The 17,099-nt window shown below is 58.4% G+C and carries 11 protein-coding genes; 9 read left to right on the plus strand and 2 right to left on the minus strand.

What is annotated here, in order from left to right; genetic code table 11:
* The first annotated feature begins 27 nt into the window (after positions 1 to 27).
* The 9 genes from IHQ43_RS15775 to IHQ43_RS15815 all read left to right on the plus strand — a co-directional run bounded on the left by IHQ43_RS15775 (position 28) and on the right by IHQ43_RS15815 (position 12,030).
* The gene (locus tag IHQ43_RS15775; protein WP_007952068.1) at positions 28 to 309 is read left to right on the plus strand and encodes a peptidylprolyl isomerase; all 282 of its coding nucleotides are present in this window, start codon (positions 28 to 30) and stop codon (positions 307 to 309) included.
* Positions 310 to 444: 135 nt separating this feature from the next.
* Positions 445 to 2,313 (plus strand): extracellular solute-binding protein, encoded by a 1,869-nt coding sequence (locus IHQ43_RS15780; RefSeq protein WP_192561220.1) that lies wholly within the window; start codon positions 445 to 447, stop codon positions 2,311 to 2,313.
* Complete coding sequence (locus IHQ43_RS15785; protein ID WP_192561221.1) at positions 2,313 to 3,374, plus strand: microcin C ABC transporter permease YejB; 1,062 nt, start codon at positions 2,313 to 2,315, stop codon at positions 3,372 to 3,374. The genes IHQ43_RS15780 and IHQ43_RS15785 overlap by 1 nt, the downstream gene beginning before the upstream one ends.
* The gene (locus IHQ43_RS15790) at positions 3,374 to 4,396 is read left to right on the plus strand and encodes an ABC transporter permease (RefSeq protein WP_192561222.1); all 1,023 of its coding nucleotides are present in this window, start codon (positions 3,374 to 3,376) and stop codon (positions 4,394 to 4,396) included. The genes IHQ43_RS15785 and IHQ43_RS15790 overlap by 1 nt, the downstream gene beginning before the upstream one ends.
* Positions 4,397 to 4,409: 13 nt before the next feature.
* The gene (locus IHQ43_RS15795; RefSeq protein ID WP_192561223.1) at positions 4,410 to 5,984 is read left to right on the plus strand and encodes an ABC transporter ATP-binding protein; all 1,575 of its coding nucleotides are present in this window, start codon (positions 4,410 to 4,412) and stop codon (positions 5,982 to 5,984) included.
* A gap of 166 nt (positions 5,985 to 6,150) precedes the next feature.
* On the plus strand, positions 6,151 to 7,566 hold the full coding sequence (locus tag IHQ43_RS15800; RefSeq protein WP_192561224.1) for a sigma-54 interaction domain-containing protein: 1,416 nt from the start codon (positions 6,151 to 6,153) through the stop codon (positions 7,564 to 7,566).
* A 272-nt stretch (positions 7,567 to 7,838) separates the two neighbouring features.
* The gene (locus IHQ43_RS15805; RefSeq protein ID WP_007952055.1) at positions 7,839 to 9,230 is read left to right on the plus strand and encodes a GntP family permease; all 1,392 of its coding nucleotides are present in this window, start codon (positions 7,839 to 7,841) and stop codon (positions 9,228 to 9,230) included.
* A gap of 7 nt (positions 9,231 to 9,237) precedes the next feature.
* Entirely contained in the window at positions 9,238 to 10,011 is a 774-nt protein-coding gene (gene hbdH, locus IHQ43_RS15810; RefSeq protein ID WP_192561225.1) for a 3-hydroxybutyrate dehydrogenase, read from the plus strand.
* 63 nt (positions 10,012 to 10,074) lie between these two features.
* Positions 10,075 to 12,030, plus strand: a complete 1,956-nt coding sequence (locus tag IHQ43_RS15815; RefSeq protein ID WP_192561226.1) for an acetoacetate--CoA ligase — start codon at positions 10,075 to 10,077, stop codon at positions 12,028 to 12,030.
* 57 nt (positions 12,031 to 12,087) lie between these two features.
* Here the strand turns inward: IHQ43_RS15815 and IHQ43_RS15820 are convergent, their stop codons facing one another.
* Together IHQ43_RS15820 and IHQ43_RS15825 are read right to left on the minus strand one after the other, a co-directional pair.
* A complete protein-coding gene (locus IHQ43_RS15820) occupies positions 12,088 to 15,810 on the minus strand; it encodes a YbaB/EbfC family nucleoid-associated protein (RefSeq protein ID WP_192561227.1) in 3,723 nt (1,240 codons plus the stop codon).
* 147 nt (positions 15,811 to 15,957) lie between these two features.
* Complete coding sequence (locus IHQ43_RS15825; RefSeq protein WP_192561228.1) at positions 15,958 to 17,067, minus strand: PilT/PilU family type 4a pilus ATPase; 1,110 nt, start codon at positions 17,065 to 17,067, stop codon at positions 15,958 to 15,960.
* Between the last annotated feature and the right edge of the window lie 32 nt (positions 17,068 to 17,099).

The raw sequence follows: 17,099 nt of genomic DNA on the forward strand, positions 1-17,099 counted from the left end.
TTACTGATTTGATTGGAGAGTTTCCCCATGGCTAAAGCCACTGCCCGCCACATCCTGGTTTCCAGCGAAGCCAAGTGCAACGAACTCAAAGCCCAGATTGAAGGTGGCGCCGATTTCGCCGAAGTGGCCAAGGCCAACTCCACCTGCCCGTCCAGCCGTCAGGGCGGCGATCTGGGTTCGTTCGGTCCTGGCCAGATGGTCAAGGAATTCGACACCGTGGTATTCAGCGCGCCGATCAACGTCGTGCAAGGCCCGGTGAAGACCCAGTTCGGCTACCACCTGCTGGAAGTCACCAGCCGTCAGGACTGATTTTCAGCCCGACCTGCTGTGCAACGGCCCGCCTGATGGCGGGCCGTTTTGTTTTGGTTACACCACACCGCTGGCGAACGGCGCGCCGCTCGCGTACAAATTGCGCTTATCGATTACCCGGCTTTAAGGCTGACAATGCGACTGGCTTTCCCGACATTGATGTTCACTGCCGTGACCCTGCTGCTGGGGATCACCGGTGTGGACGCCGCACCGCAGCATGCGATGACCGTCTATGGCGAACCGGCAAAGTACCCGCCCGGCTTCAGTCACTTCGATTACACCAACGTCCGGGCGCCCAAAGGCGGGACGATGCGCCGCTCCGCCGTCGAAATCGGCCACTTCGACCATGTTCTTCCCTATATCGACAAAGGCATCGGCGTCAGCCAGATCGACGGCCTGCTGTACTCCCCGCTCGCCCAGCGCTCGCTCGACGAGCCCTACACCGTATATGGCCTGGTGGCGCAGAAAATGGAACGCTCGGATGATGGCCTGTCCTTGCGCTTCTTCATCAATCCCAAGGCCCGCTTCGCCGATGGCAAGCCGATCACCGCCGAAGACGTGCGCTACACCTATGACTTGCTGATGACCCAGGGCAGCCTGCGTTATCGCACCCAGTTTGCCGACGTCAAAGGCGTCGAAGTCGAAGCCCCGCTCACCGTGCGTTTCGACTTCAAGAGCAACGAAAACCGCACCCTGCCACTGGACATCGCGACCCTGCCGGTATTTCCCGAGCATTGGTGGAAGACCCGGGACTTCGCCGGTGGTGGCGGCTATGAACCGCCGCTGGGCAGCGGCCCGTATCGGGTCGGCAAGGTCGATTCCGGGCGCAGCATCACCTTTGAACGCAACCCCGACTGGTGGGGCAAGGACCTGCCGGTCAGCCGTGGCCTGTACAACTTCGATCACTTCAGTATCGAGTACTTCGGCGACACCGACGTCGCCCGCCAGGTCCTGCGCGGCGGCGCCTACGACTACAACCGTGAATTCTCCGCCACCGGCTATTCCATCGGTTATGACAGCCCTGCCCTGAGCGACGGTCGCCTGCAAAAGGCTCATCTGGCCACCGAAGCGCCGCAGTCGGCCCAGGGTTTCGTGTTCAACCTGCAAAAGCCGATGTTCCAGGATCGCCGTGTTCGTCAGGCACTGGCCATGCTCTGGGACTTCGAATGGAGCAACCGGCAGATGATGCGCAATATGTACATCCGCCAGCAGAGTTACTTTTCCAACAGTGATCTGGCCGCCCGCCAGTTGCCGGACGCCGCCGAGCTGAAGATTCTCGAACCCTTGCGCGGACAGATTCCCGACGAAGTGTTCACCCAGGTCTTCGAAGCACCGAAGACCGATGGCAGCGGCATTATCCGTGACAAACAACTGCAAGCGCTGGAGCTGCTGGAACAAGCGGGCTGGAAACCCGATGGCGACCAGTTGGTCAACGACCGTGGCGAGCCGCTGAGCTTTACCTTCCTGGTCAGCCAGAACGGCATGGACCGTCTGCTGCTGCCCTACAAACGCACCCTGAAACAGATCGGCATCAACCTCGACATCCGCCGCATCGATTCCTCGCAGTACGTCAATCGCCTGATGAGTCGTGACTACGACATGATTGTCACCGGTTACCCGGTCACCACCTCCCCCGGCGGCGAGCTGTTGAACTACTTCGGTTCGGCTTCGGCCAACGATCCCGGCGCCAACAATTACATGGTGCTGAAGAACCCGGCGGTCGACACCTTGATCAACGGTCTGATCCGCGCCTCGACCCAGGCCGACATGCTGCGTTATGCCCATGCGCTGGATCGGGTGCTGCAATGGAACTACTACTGGATTCCCAACTATTACCCGCCGGGCACGTCCACCGTGTGGTGGAACCGTTTCGGCATTCCCACCGTGCAGGCGAGCAATGACGAAGCGATCGAGAGCTGGTGGGAAATCAGCAGCACGCCGCTGACCAACCAGCAGATGACGGCCGAGAAAATCAGCCGTGGCAGACCCGGAGGGCCGCACTGATGTGGGCTTACATACTGCGGCGTCTGCTGCTGATCATCCCGACGCTGGTGATCATTCTGCTGGTCAACTTCGTGATCATCCAGGCCGCGCCGGGTGGTCCGGTGGAACAGGCCATCGCCCACTTGCAGGGGATCGGCGGCGCCAGTGTCGGCGGCGGCGCAAGCGAGACCATGAGCGGCACCTCCCGCGCCAGTCGCGGCCTCGATCCACAGTTGATCAAGGACATCGAAAAACAGTACGGCTTCGACAAGCCGGCCCATGAACGCCTGTGGCTGATGCTCAAGAACTACGCGCTACTGGATTTCGGCAAGAGCTTCTTCCGCGGCGCCACGGTCACCGACCTGATCCTGCAGAAAATGCCGGTGACCATTTCCCTCGGACTGTGGGCGACGCTGATCACTTACCTGGTGTCGATCCCGCTGGGCATCCGCAAAGCCGTGCACCACGGCAGTCATTTCGATATCTGGAGCAGCACGGCGATCATCATCGGCTACGCCATGCCGGCATTTCTGTTCGCGATGTTCCTGATCGTGGTGTTCGCCGGCGGCACGTCGCTGAACTGGTTTCCGGTGCGCGGGCTGGTGTCCGACAACTTCGAATCCCTGTCGACCCTGGGCAAGATCACCGACTACTTCTGGCACCTTGTGCTGCCGGTCACGGCGCTGGTGATCGGCGGTTTCGCGACCCTGACCATCCTCACCAAGAACTCGTTCCTCAATGAAATCACCCGCCAGTACGTGGTCACCGCGCGCGCCAAAGGCCTGAGCGAAAACCGGGTGCTGTATGGGCATGTGTTCCGCAACGCAATGCTGCTGGTGGTGTCGGGCATTCCCCAGGCGTTCATCAGCGTGTTCTTCGCCGGTTCGTTGCTGATCGAAGTGATCTTCTCCCTCGACGGTCTTGGGCGCATGAGTTACGAAGCGGCCGTATCCCGTGACTATCCGGTGGTGTTTGGCTCGCTGTTCATCTTCACCCTGTTCGGCCTACTGATAAAACTGATCGGCGACCTGTGCTACACCCTGGTCGACCCGCGCATCGACTTCGCCGCGAGGAATGCCTGATGTTCAAGCTCTCGCCTCTGGGCCGTCGCCGTTTCGAACGCTTCAAGAAAAACCGCCGGGGCTGGTGGTCACTATGGCTGTTCATCGGCCTGTTCCTGCTCAGCCTTGGCGGCGAACTGATCGCCAACGACAAGCCATTGGTCGTCAGTTATCAGGGCCAATGGTATTTCCCGGTGTTCAAGCGCCACACCGAACAGGAGTTTGGCGGGCAACTGCCGTTCCAGGCCGATTACCGCAGCGACTACGTGCAGAAGCTGATCCGCAAGGACGGTGGCTGGCTGCTGTTTCCGCCGATTCCGTTCAGTGACGACACCCCGAATTACGACCTCAACAAACCGGCGCCGAGCCCGCCGACTTCGGTCAACTGGCTGGGCACCGACGACCAGGCGCGCGATGTACTGGCTCGGGTGATCTTCGGCGCCCGGGTGTCGATCCTGTTCGCCCTGATGCTGACCTTCGTCAGCGCCCTGATCGGCATCGCAGCCGGCGCCCTGCAGGGGTATTACGGGGGCTGGGTCGATCTGCTCGGTCAGCGGTTGCTGGAGGTCTGGTCAGGATTGCCGGTGCTTTACCTGTTGATCATCCTCTCGGGATTCGTCGAGCCGAACTTCTGGTGGCTGCTGGGGATCATGGCGCTGTTTTCCTGGCTGGCGCTGGTGGACGTGGTACGTGCCGAGTTTCTGCGCGGGCGCAACCTCGAGCACGTCAAGGCTGCCCGGGCCCTGGGCTTGAGCGATCGCAAAGTGATTCTCCGGCACATCCTGCCCAACGCGATGAACGCGACCCTGAGCTACCTGCCCTTTATTCTGACCGGGGCGATTTCCACCCTGACCGCACTGGATTTTCTCGGTTTCGGCATGCCCGCCGGCAGCGCGTCACTGGGCGAGTTGATCGGTCAAGGCAAACAGAACCTGCAAGCGCCGTGGCTCGGATTGACCGCGTTTTTCACTCTGGCGCTGATTCTTTCCCTGTTGGTATTCATCGGCGAAGCATTGCGCGATGCCTTCGACCCGCGCTCATGAACGGATCCTTGATATGACTGACAACCTGATCGAAATCCGTGATCTGAGCGTCGCCTTCCATGGCCAGACCGTGGTTAGCAATCTGTGCCTGGACATCCGCCCCGGCGAATGCCTGGCACTGGTCGGCGAGTCGGGCTCGGGCAAGTCGGTAACGGCTCATTCGATCCTGCAACTGCTCCCCGAATGCGATGCCCGGACCACCGGCAGCATTCGTTATCGTGGACAGGAACTGGTCGGCGCCGATCCCAAGACCCTGCGCGACCTGCGAGGCAACCGCATCGCCATGATCTTCCAGGAGCCGATGACCTCACTCAATCCGTTGCACACGATTGAAAAGCAGATTGGCGAAACCCTGTTGCTGCACCGTGGCCTCGGCGGCAAAGAAGCTCAGGCTCGCATCATCGAACTGCTTGAGCTGGTGGGCATCCAGAAACCGAAAGAACGGCTGAAGGCTTATCCGCATCAGCTGTCCGGCGGCCAGCGCCAACGGGTGATGATTGCCATGGCCCTGGCTTGCGAACCTGAACTGCTGATCGCCGACGAGCCGACCACTGCCCTGGATGTCACCGTACAGCGCAAGATCCTGTTGCTGCTCAAGTCCCTGCAACGGCGCCTCGGCATGTCGCTGCTGCTGATCAGCCACGACCTCAATCTGGTGCGCAGCATCGCCCAACGGGTGTGCGTGATGAAGGCCGGGGAGATCGTCGAGCAGGCGCCGTGCGAAACCCTGTTCACCGAACCGAAACACCCTTACAGCTGCGTGTTGCTCAACGCCGAACCGGAAGGCGAAGCGCTGCCCCGGGACGAACGCGAGAACGTGCTGGAAGTTGAGAATTTGCGAGTCGACTTTACGGTCGGCAGCGGGCTTTTCCAGCGCAAGCAATACCTGCGCGCGGTGGACGGCATCAGCCTGAGCATACAGCGCGGTAAAACGTTGGGCATCGTTGGTGAGTCCGGCTCGGGCAAGTCGACCCTCGGTCAGGCAATCCTGCGCCTGCTCGACTCCAAGGGCAGCATTCGCTTCCAGGGCGCGGCACTCGACGGCCTCGACCAGAAACAGATGCGGCCGTGGCGCCGGCAGATGCAGGTGGTGTTCCAGGACCCGTTCGGCAGCCTCAGCCCGCGCATGTCGGTGGCGCAGATCATCAGTGAAGGGCTGGAGGTGCATTGCCAGTCCACCGCCGCCGAGTGCGACGATCAGGTGATCCGCGCGCTCAAGGAAGTCGGGCTCGACCCCGAAAGCCGTCATCGCTATCCCCATGAGTTCTCCGGCGGGCAGCGTCAGCGCATTGCCATTGCCAGGGCACTGGTGCTCAAACCGGCGCTGATTCTGCTCGACGAGCCGACGTCGGCACTGGATCGCACCGTGCAGAAACAGGTGGTCGCCCTGCTCCGCCAGCTTCAGGAAAAACACGGCCTGACCTATTTGTTCATCAGTCACGACCTCGCGGTGGTGCGCGCCCTCGCCCACGACATGATCGTGATCAAGGACGGCAAGGTAGTCGAACGCGGCGCCAGCCACGACGTTTTCGACTCACCGCAGCATCCCTATACCAAAGAGCTGTTGGCCGCGGCGCATCCGGGATAGGCATAATCAGCGCATGCCTTTGAACCGCGTTGCGGCTATCGCTGGCAAGCCAGCTCCCACAGGTTTATCGGGTGTACACGGCATTTGTGAACGACCAAAAGCCCTGTGGGAGCTGGCTTGCCAGCGATAGGGCCAGGCCAAGCGGCACACATTCAGGATCAGTCAGATGAACACCACCGAAAGCCTCAAGGATTACCAACGGGTTCGCACGCTGGCGATCCGCTCGTTGTTCGAGATCATCGAGCAATCCAGTGAAGGCACGGTGATTGTCGATCGGGACGCGAACATCGTCTGGATGAACGAACGCTACGCCCGACGCTTCGGGCTCGACTCCGCCGCCGGGGCCATTGGCAAACCCTGCGAAAGCGTGATTCCCGGCAGTCTGCTGCGCGAGGTGGTGCGCACCGGGCGGCCGATTCTGCTGGACATGCAGGACACGCCGAAAGAACCGCTGGTGGTCATGCGCCTGCCGATCCATGACGACGCCGGATCGGTCATCGGCGCCATCGGTTTTGCCCTGTTCGATGAACTGCGCACGCTGTCGCCGATGCTCAAGCGCTACCTGAGCATGCAGGAAGAACTGGCCTCGACCCGTTCGCTGCTGCGCGCCCGGCAGACCAAGTACAACTTCGCCCACTTCATCGGCACCAGCGCTGCCAGCCTGGAAGTCAAACGCCGTGCCCGCCGCAGCGCCAGCGCCGAGTCACCGGTTCTTTTGCTGGGCGAGACCGGCAGCGGCAAGGAGTTGTTGGCGCAGGCCATCCACGGTGCTTCGCCTCGAGCGCACAAGGCCTTTGTCAGCATCAACAGCGCAGCGATTCCCGAGGCGCTGCTCGAAGCCGAGTTCTTCGGCACCGCGCCCGGCGCTTTCACCGGAGCCGATCGCAAGGGTCGCACCGGCAAGTTGCGGATTGCCCAGGGCGGGACGCTGTTTCTCGACGAGATCGGCGATATGCCACTGCCGTTGCAAAGCAAATTGCTGCGGGTGTTGCAGGAAAAGGAATTCGAGCCTGTAGGCTCCAACGACGTGATCCAGAGCGATGTGCGGGTGATTGCTGCGACGTCGACGGATCTGGAGGCGGCGATCAAGCGTGGCGAGTTCCGTGCCGACTTGTATTACCGCCTCAACGTGCTGCCGATTCAGGTGCCGCCGCTGCGTGAACGACTGGACGATCTCCCGGCGCTCAGCGAAGCGATTCTTGAGGAGCTGCGCAGTCAACACGAGTTGAACCGCGAAGCTCTGGAGTTGCTGGGTCAGCATGCCTGGCCGGGAAACATCCGCGAGTTGCGTAATGTGCTGGAGCGAGCGGCATTGCTCAGTGATGACTTGATGCTGACGGCGGATGACATTCGTGCCGCGATTGGCACGTTTACACCGGTTGAGCGAACGCTGACGCCTCTGTCAGAGCCGGTAACCAACGAGACCTTCAGTCGGGCCCGCGAGCGGTTTGACCGACAGTTGATTCAATCCACCCTCGCGCAATGCGGGGGCAAGGTGATCGAGGCAGCTGAGCGGCTTGGGCTCGGGCGCTCGACGCTTTACAAGAAGATGATTGCGCTCGGGATCGTAGAGTCTCAATAAAGAGACTAAATTCTCCAAATCAAGACAACACAAAAGCTTCGCGGGCAAGCCCGCTCCCACAGGGAAATGCGCTCAACTGTGGGAGCGGGCTTGCCCGCGAAAGCGCCCTTCCTGTCAGAGAAGTCTCAAAACAGAGACTAAATCTCGAAAAGCATCACAAAAAATCAAATTAATTCCTTTTATTTCAATAACTTAACCATCTGGCACAAATCTCGCTATAGCCCTTCCCACACCCGTTCCACCCACAAAAATAACAATCGAAGGAGCACACCATGAGTGTGATCATCGCCTTGGCAGCCCTCGCGCTGCTGATGCTCGCGGCCTACCGTGGCTACAGCGTTATCCTTTTTGCCCCGATCGCCGCCCTCGGCGCCGTCCTGCTCACTGACCCGTCCGCCGTCGCCCCAGCCTTTACCGGGGTGTTCATGGAGAAGATGGTCGGATTCATCAAACTTTATTTTCCGGTGTTCCTGCTTGGCGCGGTGTTCGGCAAGCTGATCGAGTTGTCGGGGTTCTCCCGCTCGATTGTTGCCGCAGCGATTCGTCTGCTCGGCACCCGCCAGGCGATGCTGGTGATCGTGCTGGTCTGCGCCCTGCTCACCTACGGCGGCGTTTCGCTGTTCGTGGTGGTGTTCGCGGTCTACCCGTTTGCTGCGGAAATGTTCCGCCAGAGCAACATCCCCAAGCGCCTGATTCCCGCAACCATCGCCCTCGGCGCCTTCTCGTTCACCATGGACGCCCTGCCCGGGACGCCGCAAATCCAGAACATCATCCCCAGCACCTTCTTCAACACCACCGCGTGGGCGGCGCCATGGCTGGGTGTGATCGGCACGATTTTCGTGTTCTGCGCCGGCATGCTGTTCCTGCAGCGCCAACGCAACAAGGCGCAGCGTGCGGGCGAAGGCTACGGCACCGAATTGCGCAACGAACCGGAAACCGCCGAAGACCTGAAACTGCCAAACCCGTGGATCGCCCTGTCGCCACTGTTGGCGGTGGGCATCATGAACCTGCTGTTCACCCAGTGGATTCCGCAGTGGTATGGCAAGACCCACAGCCTCGCGCTGCCGGGCATGGCCGCGCCGGTTACCACCGAAATCGCCAAACTGACCGCGATCTGGGCGGTGCAGGCAGCCCTGTTGGTCGGCATCCTGATGGTGCTGGCATTCGGTTTTAAAGCGATCAAAAGCAAGCTCGCTGAAGGCAGCAAAAGTGCCGTCAGCGGTGCATTGCTGGCAGCGATGAACACCGCGTCGGAATACGGTTTCGGCGCGGTCATCGCCTCGCTGCCGGGTTTTCTGGTGCTGGCAGACTGGCTCAAAAGCATTCCCAATCCGCTGGTCAATGAAGCGATCACCGTGACCCTGCTGGCCGGTATCACCGGTTCCGCTTCGGGCGGCATGAGCATCGCGCTTGCAGCGATGTCCGAGCAATTCATCAGCGCCGCCCACGCTGCCAACATTCCGCTGGAGGTGCTGCACCGGGTGGCCGCGATGGCCAGCGGCGGCATGGACACCCTGCCGCATAACGGCGCCGTGATCACCCTGCTCGCCGTCACCGGCCTGACTCACCGTGAGGCCTACAAGGACATTTTCTGTATTACGCTGATCAAGACCCTGGCGGTTTTCGTGGTGATCGGCACTTTCTACGCCACTGGCATTGTGTGAGGTATTGATGACGACTCTTTCTGGCAAGACCGCACTGGTTACCGGTTCCACCAGCGGCATCGGGCTGGGCATCGCCCTGACGCTGGCCAAGGCTGGCGCCAATCTGATCCTCAACGGTTTTGGCGATGCGTCGAAGGTGATCGCCGAAGTCGAGCAGTTCGGCGGCAAGGTCGGCCATCACCCCGCTGATGTCAGCGACCCGGCGCAGATTGCCGACATGGTCGCCTACGCCGAGCGCGAGTTCGGCGGCGTGGACATTCTGGTCAACAACGCCGGTATCCAGCACGTCGCGGCGGTGGAAGAGTTTCCGGTGGAGCGCTGGGATTCGATCATCGCGATCAACCTGTCGTCGGTGTTTCACAGCACTCGCCTGAGCCTGCCGGGCATGCGCGCCAAAGGCTGGGGGCGGATCGTCAACATCGCCTCGGTGCACGGTCTGGTCGGTTCAACCGGCAAGTCCGCGTATGTAGCGGCCAAGCATGGCGTGATCGGCCTGACCAAAGTGGTCGGCCTGGAAACCGCCGCCAGCAACGTCACCTGCAACGCTATCTGCCCGGGCTGGGTGCTGACGCCGCTGGTGCAGAAGCAGATCGACGATCGCGCAGCCAAAGGTGTCGACCCGCAGCAGGCGCAGCATGACCTGCTGGCCGAGAAGCAGCCGTCGCTGGAATTCGTTACCCCTGCGCATCTGGGTGAACTGGTGCTGTTTCTGTGCAGCGAAGCCGGCAGTCAGGTGCGTGGTGCCGCGTGGAATATCGATGGCGGGTGGCTGGCGCAGTAAGCTTGCAACTGATCGCTCCCACGCTGTCGTGGGAGCCTTCTGACAAACAATAAGAGGCAAACCATGTCCGACATTCTCTGGCAGCCCGATGCCAAACGCATTGCCCGGTCCCGCATGGACGGCTTTCGGCGTTTCATCAATCAACGCCATTACCTGAAGCTCGACGACTATCCGGCCCTGCACCAATGGTCCATCGATCAGCGCGAAGCGTTCTGGCAGGCGATCGTGGATTTCTTCAGCATCAGCTTTCACACCCAACCGGACGCCGTTTTGCGTGGAGGCCTGAAAATGCCGGGGGCCGAATGGTTTCCCGGCGCCACGTTAAATTTCGCCGAACACCTGCTGAGTCGCCGCGACGATGCCATCGCCGTGATCGCTATCGGCGAAAACGGTCAGCGTGAACTGTTGACCTGGGCCGAGCTGGCCCAGCAAGTCGCCGGGTTCCAGGCCAGCCTGCAAGCGGCCGGCGTCGTGCTCGGCGACCGGGTCGCAGCGTGCATGCCCAACACCTGGCAAACCCTGGTGGCGATGCTCGCGACCACCAGCCTCGGGGCGATCTGGTCGTGCTCATCGCCGGACTTCGGCACCCACGGCGTGATCGACCGCTTCGGCCAGATCGAACCGAAAGTGCTGATCACCTGCGCCGGTTACCGTTACGCCGGCAAAGAGATCGACCAGACCGTCAAGATCAACGAAATCCTCGAACAGCTGCCTTCACTGCAACAGCTGATCATCGTGCCCTACGCACGACCTCACGCCCATGCGACGGATTACCGGACATCCGCCAACGTCACGTTGTGGGACGATTTCTACGAACCCGGCGATGAGCCGCAGTTCGTCCCGGTGCCGTTCGATCATCCGCTGTACGTGCTGTATTCCAGCGGCACCACCGGCGTGCCGAAGTGCATCGTTCACAGCACCGGCGGCGTGTTGCTGCAACACGCCAAGGAGCACGGGCTGCATGTCGACCTGGGCCCCGGCGACCGGTTGTTCTACTACACCACCTGCGGCTGGATGATGTGGAACTGGCTGGTCTCGGCACTGGCGGTCGGCAGCGCGGTGGTGCTGTATGACGGCTCACCGTTTTATCCGGACAATGAGCGGTTGCTGGAGCTGCTCGACGACGAGCAGGTCAGCGTGTTCGGCACCAGCCCGAAATTCCTCGCGACCCTGGAAAGCAGCGGCATCAAACCGTGCGAAAGCTACGACTTGAGCCACCTGAAAACCCTGCTTTGCACCGGCTCCGCGCTGTCGCCGCAGAGTTATGACTTCGTCTATCGCGACTTCAAACCGGACGTGTGCCTGTCCTCGATGTCCGGCGGTACGGACATCGTGTCCTGCTTCGTCAACGGCAACCCGATGTCGGCGGTCCGCCGGGGCGAGATCATGGGCAAGAGCCTGGCCATGGCGGTGGAAGTGTGGAATGACGCCGGGCAACCGGTGATCGGCAAAAAAGGTGAGTTGGTATGCACTCGACCATTCCCGGCGATGCCCATCGGACTCTGGAACGATCCGGATGGCGAGAAGCTGCGCAAATCCTATTTCAGCCAGTTCCCCGGCGTCTGGGCCCAGGGTGACTACGCCGAACAACTGCCTCACGGCGGAATGCTGATTCACGGCCGCTCCGACGCCGTGCTCAACCCCGGCGGCGTGCGCATCGGTACGGCGGAGATCTACCGTCAGGTGGAGAAAGTCCCGCAAGTGCTGGACAGCGTCGCCATCGGCCAACAGTGGCAGGACGACGTGCGGGTGGTGCTGTTCGTACGCCTCAAGGAAGGCGTAGCGCTGGATGACACGCTGCAACAGCAGATTCGTCAGGTGATCCGCGCCAACACCACGCCTCGGCATGTACCGGCAAAAATCGTCGCAGTCACCGACATTCCACGCACGATCAGCGGCAAAGTGGTGGAGCTGGCCGTGCGCAATGTCGTGCACGGCCTGCCCGTCAAGAACACCGATGCGCTGGCCAATCCCGAAGCGCTGGAACAGTTTCGGGATCGGCCAGAGTTGGCGGACTGATATCAGAAAGCACAGTTCAGCATCGACAACCCGGATTGGCCAGGCCATCGGCTCTCCTCATCTGGTGTTCAGATTCAGCCACACCTCGGTTTCAATACCTTTGTCATCACTGCCGGAGATCGCACTTCTCATCAGACTGACATTTGCCGAGAAGCCTTCATAATCCGTTACCACCTGACTGAGCAGAGCTGTTGCCAGCGCACAGGAGTCAGCATTGTCGATCGCGTTGGCTAACATTGTCTCTGACGTCGAAGCCTTTAAATGGCCTGAGGCGAGATTCAACAGAGGGGTTACATTCAGACCTTTATGTTCATCCGCCGACGTCGTCGCAATCACAACATCTTTTCTGGCGGATGCAACGCGCAACATCTCGTGGATCAAATCGTCAGCAATCTCTCCATAAACCCGGCCCGCAAAACCCGATCGACTATTAAGATTTTTAGGGTTGATCGCCAGGAACTTGTAATCAGCCTTGCGACTCAAGGCAGCACGCTTCCACTGGTTGAAATCCAGGTCCTTGACGTTCAACGTTATCGAGTGGTCCTTCAAAGGATCGAGCACGACATTGCTCGCCGAATAGCCATTGAAGTCAGTCTTTACGACTTTCAAAAACGCGAGCAAATCATCCCGGAGCTGAGGTGTCGTTCCCAAAAACATACCAATCGCCGGATCGGTTTTGAGCTTGAGCGACGGTTGCGTCAAGACAACGATCGCGTTATCGATCTTGCGATTGGCAATCTCGATGCTTTTCTCAATGACATGATTGATGTAACTCGACGGCAGTTCATGGATGGCGTCTGGAACAGAGAATGGCTGTTTCCACTGGAAGTCGAGCGGTTTGCCCCACGGCCTGCCCAATCGACTGACGGCGTACCATTGACGGTCACGGGCGATAGCACATACATCCACGGCATTGGCAGAGTCGCGGCGTGGACGCCATTGCCCTGCACCGAGCTGAGGTACGCTGTCCAACTTGAGCAAGTCGACAGAAGAAGCCTTGCCCGTCAACCTGCGTAGCTGGAACGCCGCACGTTCGACAAGCCTTGCGCCGTCCTGGCTCAAACGCAATCCTCTTTTCAAGAGGGTCTTCGACAGTCGGAAACCTGCCGTCGGAAGTCCATCGAGCGGATTTAATGTCGATACCACCAACTTTAATCCGTACTTTCCTAGACTGGTCAGCTTCGATAGGGTCGATACAGTTCTGGCAGCGATATTCAGCAATTTGGTAGTTGTACCCAGTGCGGTAAAGAGCAAGCTGATTGCATCCATGGTGCAGCCGTAAAGACCATCTACCAGCTTGTTCTTGTCTCCCGACGCAATATCTTCAATACACTTTTTGAACGGTACGACCAAGTCGACGATATAAGTAATTACTTCGTCGGTCTTCGCCCGTGCCTGCTCGCGAGCAGTCAGTTCGGTCACCGCCTCCGTATACTCCTCGACCGTCGCCAAAGGGCGGTGAGTGACTATGAACTGCGCGATCTCATTGAGTCGTAGACTCATGAAGTTTTGATAGATGCCACTTCTCGGTTCTTCTTCCTGACTCGGTGCCCCCAGGGTACCCAGTTTTTCAATAACCGCGACACTTGTCCTGTTTTTCCTCGGGGTGGAGCCGTGAGTGTAGCTTTCCAGATCAACAGGCGCGTAATTCAGGGTATGGGCCGAAGGCACTTTCTCGTCAAGGCGACCGAAAAAATCCACTCTGGAAGCAAATTTTTTGTGCCCGACTTTCCGAATCAGTTCGCCCAGCTCGTCATTTCTTGTCAATTCACCTTGCAAGTTGAACATCTCGTGACAGAGGTACTGGTTGTCACCGTAGGCAACATACAGGATGACTGCGAACCGGCCGGTCGCCTCATCTCTTTGCGCCTGAGTTTCCATCCGTATCGGTTTCTTGTTGTTCACACCGACAAGGCCCGTACTATGGGCTGACGGATAATCAAGCGTACCCACGGGTGGGCGGACTGTGAAAAATGAAATGTCGTGGATTTCGTAAACCTTGCGCTCATCCTCTGGCAAACGCGCCAGGGCCAATTTGATATTGGTCGACAGGGCCTTGTGCAGTTTTTGATGATGCTCTCGCGCCGCGCTCTCGAATATCAGTTGATTGGGCAACATCCGGGTCAGTTGCGGATAAACGGAATAGAGACTTTTGTCTTTCCCCCAGTCCCAGTGTTGTTTTCGAAGTTCGTCTTCGATGTGCAGGTCCAGCATCGAAATCTTCGGGCCCGTATTGAACTGATCCGAATGTGGCCTCAGCAATGGCTTCTCAAGAAAGTCACATCCAGGCGCAGCAGCCTTGAGAGCTTCCAGGGCAATAGCCTTTCGGCTCGGCGGCTTTTCGCCCCACACATTGGTACTTTGGATCAGGGTGTTCACATAAACCTCGTAGGCTGACAAGGCTCGTTCGCTGGCATTCTTTGCCGAGTCTTCCAGCTCTTCGTGGCTAATGACTTCGTTGATCAATGCCCAATCGATGATTGGATCGATAGCCGTCAGGCTCTGCAACAGGCCCATGGAGTCACTAAGTTCATCCATATCCGAAAACGCCATGACCTGATCATAAGTCATGTAACGAGTAGCCCCTTTGGACTTCGTTTCCACGAAAGCCACAGCCTGAGAAAAGGTGACCCAAGCGAGAGACCCCACTGTAAGATCGGCGGGAATGGCCTTGACCAGAAAGCCAGGAGCAAGGTCGGCCAATAATAGATGCGACGCCAGAGGCACCAATTTGGCGGAGACCATTCGATTGGCCACCAGATACTGTTCAAGCTGGTTGCGGACAAGATTCATTGGTTTGTCCACGGAGTCCGAAGCCTGGTAGATATCGAATGGACCGATGTAATTTCGCGACTGCTCACTGCCGATACTGGGAAAGAGGTCAAGCAGAATTACGGTAATCAGCAGTTGCGACAAATCAACCGGCTCAAGCGTGCCGCTTGAGTTTGAACCATAACAGCCGAGGGCTTCGACGTACTTTCTTGCCAACGCTTGCGCCGAAGGGTGCGTGACCAATTTCGACAAGACTTCGTTCGCATTTTCCCAACCGAGATCTTCGGAATCCGGCAGCTTGACATTCTTGTACAACATGCCAAGCAACTTTTCACGACCAGGGGATAGTGTGCTCTTGAGCGCCCGTATCTCTTTAAATTGTGTAGAAGTTAAAACAACCGAATTATCATCATGACCGCGAATGTGCTCCCAGTAGTTGCCGAGCTTATCGGGATCTGATCCGCTCCACCGGAGAAAGGACAAAAGCTTGTGAGCGCTCCCGACCCGGCCTGGCAACTTCATATCGTGAAAACGCAACCATTGGGCGACACTGACGGACTGCGTGAATTTCAGTTCGCCACCTGTTGCCTGTGCTGCGTCAACCAATGCTTGCAGGCGAGGAGCATCAAGCGGGTCCGCTTGAAGTTCTGGTGCGATATCCAGAACTCCATTCTTTGTCACAACATTCATACGACCGCCAGCGGTAACGGACACGTGCTTATGATCGAGAGCCTCTATCTCCTTCAGTTTTTCCTGGAAGGCTTCCGACTCGACGAACGCCTTCAAAATGTGAATAACAGACTGCCACACGGTATGAAGTGACGAGCCTTCTTTCATAAAGAAAAATGAATTTTCCAGATCGATAACATCATGATCTAGGCGATTGGAGACAAGCACTTCAATCAAAGCCACGACACTTGCACGCTCAACATCATCAAACTTACCACTTGAAATAAAATTACGCACATCACGTACTGCAACCTGACTGACATCACCTCTAACTTTCATAAAGAACCACTCCAATACAGTCTATTTATTAAACGGAGCCGGCACTTTACTTGCGAGGAAAAATCCATCAAGCGGCAAAATATTAGATAAAGTTGCGCACCACCCTACTCATCAACAAAAAAAACACAGGCCATTCTCCTTAAACCCTTATTCGACCAACCCCCAATCACCTGATAACGGGGATTTTGCAGTGTCGGATTCAAGATTAAGTTTCAGCTTCAACCTTAAGTCATTAGCGGAATCAGCATATTTCAAAGCCTCGCCTTCATTAATTACTCGTTCCACTACTAACTTATAGAGTGCAGCATCAAATGTTTGCATCCCAAGTTCGGATGACTTTTCCATGATGGATTTGAGCTCACCCAATTGATTGCGCCGAATAAGATCACCAATGATCGGAGATCCCAGCATGACTTCCACCGCTGCCCTGCGTTGCCCATCGAGCGTGCGCACCAGTCGTTGGGAAACAAATGCCTTGAGATGGTTGCCCAGCGAGTGCAGTAATTGCGGCCGCCGTTCTTCGGGGAAGAAGTTGATAATGCGATCCAGCGCCTGATTGGCGTTATTGGCATGTAACGTCGACAGCACCAGATGCCCGGTTTCGGCGAATGCCAAGGCGTGCTCCATCGTCTCCCGATCGCGGATCTCGCCAATCAGCAATACATCCGGCGCCTGACGCAGCGTGTTTTTCAGTGCCGCATGGAACGTGCGGGTGTCGACCCCGACCTCTCGCTGGTTGATGATCGACTTTTTGTGCCGGTGGATATACTCGATCGGGTCTTCAACAGTGATGATGTGCCCGCTGCTGTGACGATTGCGATGATCGATCAACGCCGCCAGCGAGGTAGACTTCCCGGAGTCGGTGGCGCCGACGAACAGGATCAGCCCCTGCTTGAGCATCACCGTTTCAAGCAGCACTGGCGGTAGTTTGAGGTCTTCGAATCGAGGAATGTCGAGCTTGACGTTGCGGATCACGATCGACACGTCGTTGCGCTGCTTGAAGATGTTGACCCGGAAGCGACCGATACCAGTACGGGAGATCGCCAGGTTCATTTCCAGATCCCGTTCGAACTCCCGGCGCTGCTCGGCGTCCATCAGGGAGGTGGCGACACTGGCCACCTCACCGGGTTTGAACGGCTGCTCGCTCAAGGGTGTCAGCACCCCGTCGAACCGCGCACTGGGTGGCGCACCGGTGGAAAGGAACAGATCCGAACCGTGACGGCTCGCCAGTTGTTTGAGCAGTGCGTCGATTTCCATGGCCAAAAACACCCGCGAAGCTTTCAATGAAC

The sequence above is a fragment of the Pseudomonas gozinkensis genome, from assembly GCF_014863585.1.
Taxonomy (GTDB): Bacteria; Pseudomonadota; Gammaproteobacteria; order Pseudomonadales; family Pseudomonadaceae; genus Aquipseudomonas; species Aquipseudomonas gozinkensis.